The organism is Parapedobacter sp., assembly GCF_053550995.1.
The window spans coordinates 1-5,159 of sequence record NZ_JBMQOC010000116.1; the positions used below are offsets into that span (position 1 = coordinate 1).

9 protein-coding genes are annotated in these 5,159 nt (G+C 47.1%); 4 read left to right on the forward strand and 5 right to left on the reverse strand.

Going from position 1 to position 5,159, the window contains the following annotated elements; all coding sequences use genetic code 11:
* Positions 1-1,373, forward strand: a 1,373-nt coding sequence (gene ggpS, locus ACO1NT_RS15755; protein ID WP_449049697.1) for a glucosylglycerol-phosphate synthase, incomplete at its 5' end; no start/stop codon positions are given.
* A 60-nt stretch (positions 1,374-1,433) separates the two neighbouring features.
* On the opposite strand, the gene ACO1NT_RS15760 is transcribed toward ggpS, so the two are convergent.
* From ACO1NT_RS15760 to ACO1NT_RS15775, 4 genes are read right to left on the reverse strand one after another with little or no spacing between them, the layout of a single operon-like run.
* On the reverse strand, positions 1,434-1,712 hold the full coding sequence (locus tag ACO1NT_RS15760; RefSeq protein ID WP_449049698.1) for a YdeI/OmpD-associated family protein: 279 nt from the start codon (positions 1,710-1,712) through the stop codon (positions 1,434-1,436).
* Between the two features lie 13 nt (positions 1,713-1,725).
* Positions 1,726-2,112 carry a DoxX family protein gene (locus ACO1NT_RS15765; RefSeq protein ID WP_449049699.1) on the reverse strand — a complete coding sequence of 129 codons (387 nt, stop codon included), beginning with the start codon at positions 2,110-2,112 and terminating at the stop codon, positions 1,726-1,728.
* Between the two features lie 6 nt (positions 2,113-2,118).
* A complete protein-coding gene (locus ACO1NT_RS15770) occupies positions 2,119-2,583 on the reverse strand; it encodes an SRPBCC family protein (protein WP_449049700.1) in 465 nt (154 codons plus the stop codon).
* 2 nt (positions 2,584-2,585) lie between these two features.
* On the reverse strand, positions 2,586-2,906 hold the full coding sequence (locus tag ACO1NT_RS15775; RefSeq protein ID WP_326325912.1) for an ArsR/SmtB family transcription factor: 321 nt from the start codon (positions 2,904-2,906) through the stop codon (positions 2,586-2,588).
* A gap of 276 nt (positions 2,907-3,182) precedes the next feature.
* Between ACO1NT_RS15775 and ACO1NT_RS15780 the strand changes: the two genes are divergently transcribed.
* Both ACO1NT_RS15780 and ACO1NT_RS15785 read left to right on the forward strand, forming a co-directional pair.
* Positions 3,183-3,413, forward strand: a complete 231-nt coding sequence (locus ACO1NT_RS15780; RefSeq protein ID WP_449049701.1) for a hypothetical protein — start codon at positions 3,183-3,185, stop codon at positions 3,411-3,413.
* Positions 3,400-3,813 (forward strand): putative toxin-antitoxin system toxin component, PIN family, encoded by a 414-nt coding sequence (locus ACO1NT_RS15785; protein ID WP_449049702.1) that lies wholly within the window; start codon positions 3,400-3,402, stop codon positions 3,811-3,813. Before ACO1NT_RS15780 ends, ACO1NT_RS15785 begins: the two co-directional genes overlap by 14 nt.
* A gap of 58 nt (positions 3,814-3,871) precedes the next feature.
* Here ACO1NT_RS15785 and ACO1NT_RS15790 read toward each other — a convergent pair whose 3' ends face one another.
* On the reverse strand, positions 3,872-4,327 hold the full coding sequence (locus tag ACO1NT_RS15790) for an SRPBCC family protein (RefSeq protein WP_449049703.1): 456 nt from the start codon (positions 4,325-4,327) through the stop codon (positions 3,872-3,874).
* A gap of 256 nt (positions 4,328-4,583) precedes the next feature.
* Here ACO1NT_RS15790 and ACO1NT_RS15795 point away from each other — a divergent pair.
* Positions 4,584-5,159, forward strand: a 576-nt coding sequence (locus ACO1NT_RS15795; RefSeq protein WP_449049704.1) for an aminopeptidase P N-terminal domain-containing protein, incomplete at its 3' end; no start/stop codon positions are given.

Consider the following 5,159-nt stretch of genomic DNA (forward strand, 5'->3'; position numbering starts at 1 on the left):
ATACGGGTCGGCCGGGCGTATGGATCGGCGAAGAAGTGGCCGGGTTACTAGGCGACAACCCCGAACTCAGTCAATACGTCGATAAAGAGCGTTACCCTAACCTGAAAGCATCGATCATTCCACTGCCCAAAAAAGACATCGACCTTTTTTATCGGGTCTTTTCAAAAGAGGCTTTCTGGCCGACGATTTTCTCGTTTATCAGTAAAGCGCAGTTCAATCACGACCATTGGGAGCATTACCTTAAAATCAATAGATTGTTTGCCAAACGTGTAGCTGCCGAAGCGGAGCACGGCGCATACGTGTGGATCCATGAGTACAACCTATGGATGGTACCCGCTTACCTGCGGCAGCTACGCCCCGATCTAAAAATCGGCTTCTTCCACCATACGGCGTTCCCCCCTGCGGATATTTTCAACATCATCCCTTGGCGCCATGAGATCATCGGCAGCCTGTTGCAGTGCGATTTCGTCAGCTTCCACATTCCACGGTATGTCGAAAACTTCGTGGATGTGGTGAAAAGCCATGCGCCCACGAAGGTGCTTAGCCGCGTCAATGCAGCCAAACAGTTCCTTACCTACAGCTGCGCACTTGGCATCGACCAGATGACCAAGCAGATCGCCGTGGGCGAAAACACCATCCGGCTGGGGGCCCAGCCCGTAGGTGTAAACATGGACAACATCCGACGCATCTGCGAAAGCGCCGAAACCAACGAACGAATTGACACCCTTCGCCAACAGACCGTTGGGAAGCGCATCGTGCTCTCGGTAGAGCGACTTGACTACGTGAAGGGACCATTGGAGAAAATCGAGGCGTTCGGCGAATTCCTTGACGAACATCCCGAATACCATGGCACATTGGAACTGATCAATATCTGCACGCCCCCATCGCAGGGCATGAAAGTATATGAACGAATACAAGAAGAGTTGGAGCAGGCCGTGGGAAAAATAAACGGCAAATACGCCCGTATGGACTGGACACCCATCCGCTTCTTCTTCCGGTCGGTTCCGTTCGAAGAGGTCATCGCCTACTACGCCATTGCCGACGTGGCTTGGATTACACCCCTGCGCGACGGGCTGAATCTCGTGGGCAAGGAATACGTGGCGGTACGTGGGCTACAGGAAGATCCCGACGGCGTACTCGTGATCTCCGAATTTGCAGGTGCCTCCGTCGAATTGCCACATGCCATCCGCACCAACCCTTATGATGGCCGTAGTCTCAAAGACAGCCTGCACAGTGCATTGAGCTTGGACATCACCGAAAGGAAACTCCGCATGCAACGGCTGTTTGAAACCGTAAACCACTATGATGTACAGCGTTGGGGAAAGGACTTCCTGGAAGGGCTGAAAAAGGCGACGGCAGCACATATGCCCTGACGATCCTAGTCATTAGGCTTCGTTCGTGTCATTTTTCTTACCTGAGGTGCTAGATTAAAGTTACTTAAACCATTTTTGAGCGCTAGGCCGCCGGTGCGGGCATCCGGGCCAGCAGCAGGGGCGTTTCTTGCCCCCAACAATATCTTCACTCAATCGTTCAATATGCTCTGCCCGTGTTTTTTCCTGCTTTACAATCGTTGTCCAGCAAATCCATTCATTACGGGCCAGCGGCGTTAGCTTATTCCATTTTTTCAATAGTTCCGCGTTGGAGCGTAGCGCTTTTTTCAAATCGTCAGGCACCTCGTGAACCACTCCTTCTTCAATCGCTATATCTGTCATTTGTTTTAATTTATTAACTCAGATTAATTGCGGCCACCTTCCGGCTTGCGGGCCTGAAATACCACGAAACGATAATGGCCGTGAGCAGTATCAACGACGGCACCACCTCTACAAATGGCTCTTTCATCACGATGTGAGAAATAGCGGCACCCGTCATCACAAAGAAAAACCCCGCATACGCCCATTCTTTTACCAGGGGAAATCCGGGCAATAGCAATACCAACACCCCCAGTATTTTCCAAATCCCTATAATGGAAAGCATATAAAGCGGGTAGCCCAACCGGGTTACGATTTCATTATAGCCACCAATCTGAAGCATTTGCTGGGTTCCACCTGCAAGCATTCCCACCGATAAAAAAAGGGTTGCCACCCAATAGATGATTTTATTCTTTTTCGACATATCAAATTATATTAAGTTAGTCATCACTTGCTGCAGTTGATCATGCGCCATATTCAGGCCATATGCAAACGGCATTTTCAATTGTACGGCCCGGTGTTCCACAGACCGGTAAATCACTTGCATCGTTAATCTGCTTGTCTGCTCGGTCAATTTTTCAAACTCTAAAAATTCAAGCTGCACACCAATCTCCGCATCTTCCATTTCAAAGGTCCGTATAATCGTTTGGTTCGGAATAAATTCGTGTATGGTTCCATTTGCCCGAAACATCACATTGCCCTGTCGCGAAGTTTCAAACAAATACGAGCCGTGTTTTTTGTTTTCCAGTTTCAACACTTTTGTCCCCATCCATTGCTCAATAAATTCCGGTTCCTCGTAAGCCTTAAAGAGCAATGCCAAAGGCAAATCAAACTCCCGTGTTATCGTCAATTCCTGTTTGCCTTCTTCGGCATTGATTTTTGTTTTCTGTTCCATCTTTAGTTGTTTGTAGATTTTTTCATAACGGCTTCCAGTTTGTTGAACCGGTCATCCCACATTTTTCGGAAAGGTTCTACGAAGTCAGCTATTTCTTTCATTTTTTCCGGATTTAAATGATAATATACTTCCCTCCCCCGTTGCTCCTGTTGTAGTAAATCACACGCCGTCAATATTTGCAGGTGCTTTGAAACCGTTGGCCTGGCTGTATCAAAATTTGAGGCGATCGCCCCTGCGGTCATTGCTTGCGTGGTAACCAACAAGAGGATAGCCCTCCTCGTTGGGTCGGCTATCGCCTGAAATACATCTCGTCTTAATTTCATCATGAAGCTATTTGGCTACAAATATAAGTGTAGCTATTCGACTACGCAAATTTTTCTTTAATTTTTCAGTTTTGCCTTACTATTATGTTAGCCATTTGGCGTGCCTATCAAGTGTATCAAGAATGTTAACAGCCCTGGATGTAAACAAATTTGAAAAGCGGAGGATTTTTGGCTTAGGGCGACAACTAGTGCAAGTGATACAAGACGTACAACAATTTCATTTAAATGTTTTAAATGTCGTATATCTGATTCGTATAAAACAAGAGTTAACGCGCCATGGAAAGAATTGTATTGGAAGTGGACAGCAGTACCAGTAAAAAATGGAGAGCTGCTTCTATACAACTTAAAACAGAGTTAAGCAAGCTTATGGAAAAGCAAATTGCTAAGCTTATCGATGATAATAAAGGCAGCGATTCCATTCAGTATTTTAATGAATTGCGCGATGAAATGGCTGAAAAGGGACTGACTCAGGAAGTTTTAGACGACATCCTGAATGATGGAGCGTAAACTATTTGTTTTTGATGAGAATGTATTGATCAGCGCTGCATTGATTCGAAATCCGGTAAATGCTCAGGCCCTTGATCGGGCGTTTCTTATCGGTACAGTCTGTATATCCCACGCTACTCTACTTGAGTTCACCGAAGTTTTGTATCGCCCTAAGTTTGACAAATACCTCAACGAAGAGCGCAGAGTTAGCATGATTAACCGAATTGAGCAGGATGGCAAAAAGTTCCGCATTAAACAAACTATCCGAACCTGCCGTGACCCGAAAGACGATAAATATTTGGAGTTAGCCGTGGCGGCCTGTGCGTCGTGCATCATTACAGGCGATAACGATCTATTGGTCTTAAACCCTCTCAGGGATATTCCTATTTTGACTGCCACAGGCTTCATTAACCAATTTTAGTTATAAATTATACCTCCATCCGGTCCAGGTTGGCCCCTGATTGTGTAAGCCGAGAGTGTTATTGCTCCGCCAGCCGCTTCACTACTTCCAAGCCCTCTGTAAACCCACGGTCCATTATCTCCTCCACTTCGTCCCCGTCTGGTATTTGTACAGAAGTGCGAAGCGTAGTAATGCCGTTCTGTTCCGTAAGGTAGTATTCTTCCAACGAGCCGGCCCAGACTTTCACCCTCTCGCTCGTCGTATCTTCCCGCCCATCAATCATCTCGCCCAAGTGCTCAAACACCAATTCATAAGGCTCATCTATAGATTTTATGGTGGCCACCATTCCGTTGCCACTATTACCTAGAAATAATGTTTTGCCCCCTACCTGCCAATCCGTTTGCATAGACCCGCTCTCCGGGTCATCGGGGTTAAAGGCGCTTGTCCATTTTGAATAGGTTTCCGGATTCCAAAGCACGTCCCAGACTTTCTGGGCCGTTGCTTCGATTTCTTTTGTGAATAGCAATGTTTTCATCTTATATGGTACTAACCGTATATGTGCCTACCGGCTTGTTAGTAACAAAAACAGCCCTGTATGTAAATAAGTTTGATAAAAGGCGGAATTTTTTGGCTTATCAGACAAACTTTGGCAAATATGGCTAATGCGGGTACTCGCCTCATTTAACAATTCGTCGAAAATCTTAAGGACAGCTCTCCACACAGGTAATTTCCGTAAACCCTTAGCTAAAAAACGGTTAAATGGCAACCAGCTTTTTAGTACCTTTATCGCCATGTTTAGCACACAAACGTACCAATCGCGCCGGGAAACACTCCAAAAGAACGTTTCTTCGGGCGTCATCTTATTGATGGGCAACGGTGAAGCATCCATCAATTTCAAAGACAATACCTACCCTTTCCGGCAAGACAGTACTTTCCTATATTATTTCGGTATCGCCGCGCCAGAGTTAGCGGCGATTATCGACGTTGACGAGGGCCGCACCGTCATTTTCGGCGATGAAATGACGATGGATGACATTATATGGATGGGGCGCCTCGAAACACTAAAGCAAAAGTCCATTAAGGCAGGCGTCATCGATACACGCCCCTTCGCTGCACTGGCGGCGATATTACTTCAAGCCATGGAAGATGGCCGACCTATCCATTTCCTGCCCCCCTACCGACCCGCGAATTCAATCAGGCTTTCACACCTCACGGGGATACCAATCGAACAACTCGCCGATTCCGCATCGGTCGAACTCATCAAGGCAGTGGTGGCTCAGCGCTCGGTCAAATCGGCGGAAGGACTGGCCGAAATCGAGCGCGCGGTAAACACCAGCGTGGATATGCACCTCACCGCCATGCGGCTG